The organism is Caballeronia sp., from assembly GCF_028292365.1.
Classification (GTDB): Bacteria; Pseudomonadota; Gammaproteobacteria; order Burkholderiales; family Burkholderiaceae; genus Caballeronia.
Genome location: NZ_JAQGMM010000449.1, coordinates 1 through 3,155, shown reverse-complemented (window position 1 = coordinate 3,155; position 3,155 = coordinate 1). Strand labels below are relative to the sequence as shown.

The window sequence follows — 3,155 nt, the reverse complement described above, 5'->3', positions numbered from 1 at the left end:
CGTGGAGGTTTCCCGCATGCAAGCGACTAACGTTCAAGTGCATTTTTTCTATGGCACATACCCGCGGTTTTATCGCAAAGGGGAGAACATCTGCTGCCTGTACGGTTATCACCATGCAGAGTCTCCTGAGTTCAAGCTGACGAATTCGCGCGACAAGCCCGAGAACAAATTCGTGAGCTTTGCGAGGCGTGGATTGAAAGCTGTGCTCGGCTTCGACTTCATTCATACGTGGCGTAATCGCGAGGAAATTCTCAACGCTGATGTCGTCTGGACGCATACCGAGGCCGAACATTTATCGGCGGCGTTGTTGCTGCTTTTGAAAGGCCGTGCACGCGGTAACCCGATGTTGCTCGCACAAAGCGTGTGGCTCGTCGACAAGTGGGCGGGCTTCAGTGCGCTCCGAAAGTGGGCGTACAAGAAGCTGCTCGCCCGTGCCGATGTCCTCACCACGCACGCGAGCGAGAACGCGGAAATGGCGCGTGACTATTTCAATCGCGATGTGACACAGGTGTTCTACGGTATCAACCCGATCGACTTTCCGTTGCAAGAACCGACCGCGTGGCAACCGCATACGCCAGTGCGAATCGCCGCAATCGGCAACGATCGCGATCGCGACTGGGAATCGCTTGCTCAGGCGTTCCGGCAGAACCCGGCGCATGAGGTACGGATCGCGACACGCCGGCGGGTATCGAAAGCGTTGCATGCAAGTAACGTGAAGATCGCGCCTGCGATCGGTATGAAGGCGGCGCGAGAATTGTATGACTGGGCCGATGTGATCGTGGTGCCCCTGCGCCCGAACTCCCACGTCTCGGGCATCACGGTGGTGCTCGAAGCGGTGGCGCTCGGCAAACCCGTGATCGTCTCCGATGTCGGGTCCTTGCGTGATTACTTCGGACCAGAGCATGTGTTTTATGTACCGCCGCACGACGTGCCCGCGTTGCAGCGCGCGCTCGACACGATAGTCGCCAATCCCGCGCTTGCGCTGCAACGCGCGCAGGCGGCGAGCCGCCATTTCGCCGCACGCGATTACACGACGCGCCAGTTCGCGCTTCAGCATGTTCGCCTTACGCAGGAGTTCATGAGAACGCGGCACGTGGACGTCCCCGCACGTTCCCCAGAAACCGCGCTGCATGCCGAGATTGGCCATGTTGCGCCTCAACGCAGGGTGAACTGATTCATGAGCACACCGGCCTCTGCCCGTACGCCGAAGTATCTGGCCGATCTGATCGAGAACGGTGGTAAGCCCCTGCGCGCTGGTTTTCTTGGCCTGTTCCGCGATGACCCTAAACACTGGGTGCCGCAAAGCGGGTTTTGGGCGTTCACGCTGCTGCTGATTCTGGCGCATCAGGGAACGGCGCTGACCTATGGATTTCCGGCCCTGGCCACCGGCGTCGGTTTATGGCTGTACTTCAAGAGTCCCGCGCGTTACATCGGCTTCGTCTGGTGGCAATGGTTTCTCAGTCCCGAAGTGCGCAGGCTGGCGGACTTCGCGAAGGGCGGTTTCACGGCCACCAGCCTGATCCAGGTCGCGCCTGTGGTCGTGACCATGATCTGCGGCTTGACGGTGGTTCGGCACTACAAGGTGCTGGCTGAGCGGCGTGGCCTGCCGTTCCTCCTGATCTTCATGGGCCTCGCCTACGCGTACCTGATCGGCGTGATGTCCAACGGCCCGATGGCGGCCACCTATGACCTCGCGGCGTGGTTGTATCCGGTGTTGATCGGCTTTCACATCATGGTCCATGCTCGCGAGTATCCGAAGTATCGCCAGGCGATCCTCGATACATTCATCTGGGGCATGCTGTTCATGGGTGGCTACGGCCTCGTGCAGTTCTTCCTGATGCCGGGCTGGGACTCCATGTGGATGATCGGTTCACAAATGGCGTCGCAAGGCGATCCGGTCCGGCTCGGCGTACGCGTGTTCAGCACGATGAATTCATCGGGTCCGTTTGCGCTTGCCATGATGGCCGCGCTCACCTTCACCATGGCCGGCACGCAGAGCGTACGCTGGGTCGCGGGCGGTCTCGGCTTCATCTCGTTTGGCCTGTGCATGGTCCGCTCCACGTGGGGCGGCTGGGTCATCGCCATGGTGTTGCAACTGCTCAAGGCGAGCAACAAGGTGCGGGTGCGGATACTGGTCGGCGCCGTCGTGCTGGCGGGACTTTCCGTGCCGCTGCTCACCTTCGGGCCGATTGCCGACAAGATGGCGACGCGCTTGCAGTCCATCACCAATCTCAGCGATGACAATAGCTACGCCGCGCGTAACGAGTTCTACGCATCGTTCGCGAAAACCGCTTTCACCGACGTCTCCGGCGAGGGATTCGGCGCCACGGGTTCATCGACGAAACTCTCCACCTCCAATGGCGATCTCGGCAAGTACGGCAGCTTCGACAGCGGTGTGATGAACGTGCCGTTCGTGCTCGGCTGGCCGGGTTCGCTGATGTATCTTGCCGGGCTGGGCTTGCTGATCGCACGTGCGTTTCGTGCTTCGTTTTCGCTGCGCGACGACAAATACGCGCAGGCTTCCCTGAGCGTTGCGTTTGCGATTGTCGGCATGCTGGTGTTCACCAACACGTTCACGTCGATTGGCGGGATGATCCTTTACATGGGCCTTTGCTCGGTCCTCGCAGCGCGCCATCACCAGCGGCTCGCGCGCCTCCGGGAGCAAGCGCTCTTCGCACATTCCCTCCCTGAAAAGGCACTCCGATGAGAATCGCCATCGTCACTCATGTCGTGCGTCACAACGACGGACAAGGCCGCGTGAACTACGAGATCGCGCGCGCTGCTTTGGCGGAAGGCCATCAGGTCACGCTGCTCGCATCGCACGTTGCGCCCGAGCTTGCTTCCGAAGCGCGCTTGCGATGGGTCGCGATCAAGGTCGGGCGCTTCTGGCCGACCAAGCTTTTCAAGCAACAGATCTTCGCGTTGAAGACGGGGTTGTGGCTCAGGTCACACAAGAATGAATACGACGTCCTGCATGTGAACGGATTTATATCGTGGGCGAAAGCCGACGTGAACACGGCCCACTTCGTGCATGGCGGCTGGCTGCGCAGTCCGTACTATCCGTTCAAGCTCACAGGGGGCTTGTGGTCCGCGTATCAGGTGTTGTATAGCCGCGTGAATGCGCGGCTTGAACACTGGGCGTATCAGCGCTCGAA

2 protein-coding genes and 1 pseudogene are annotated in these 3,155 nt (G+C 60.3%); all 3 read left to right on the top strand.

Annotated features, from left to right (window positions below; translation table 11 throughout):
• Positions 1 to 16: 16 nt before the first annotated feature.
• Positions 17 to 1,081 (top strand): annotated as a pseudogene (locus JWR14_RS26575) (glycosyltransferase); the annotation flags it as partial.
• 96 nt (positions 1,082 to 1,177) lie between these two features.
• The gene (locus tag JWR14_RS26570; protein WP_299714534.1) at positions 1,178 to 2,707 is read left to right on the top strand and encodes a glucose-6-phosphate isomerase; all 1,530 of its coding nucleotides are present in this window, start codon (positions 1,178 to 1,180) and stop codon (positions 2,705 to 2,707) included.
• Positions 2,704 to 3,155, top strand: a 452-nt coding sequence (locus JWR14_RS26565) for a glycosyltransferase family 4 protein (RefSeq protein WP_299714531.1), incomplete at its 3' end; no start/stop codon positions are given. The genes JWR14_RS26570 and JWR14_RS26565, both read left to right, overlap by 4 nt.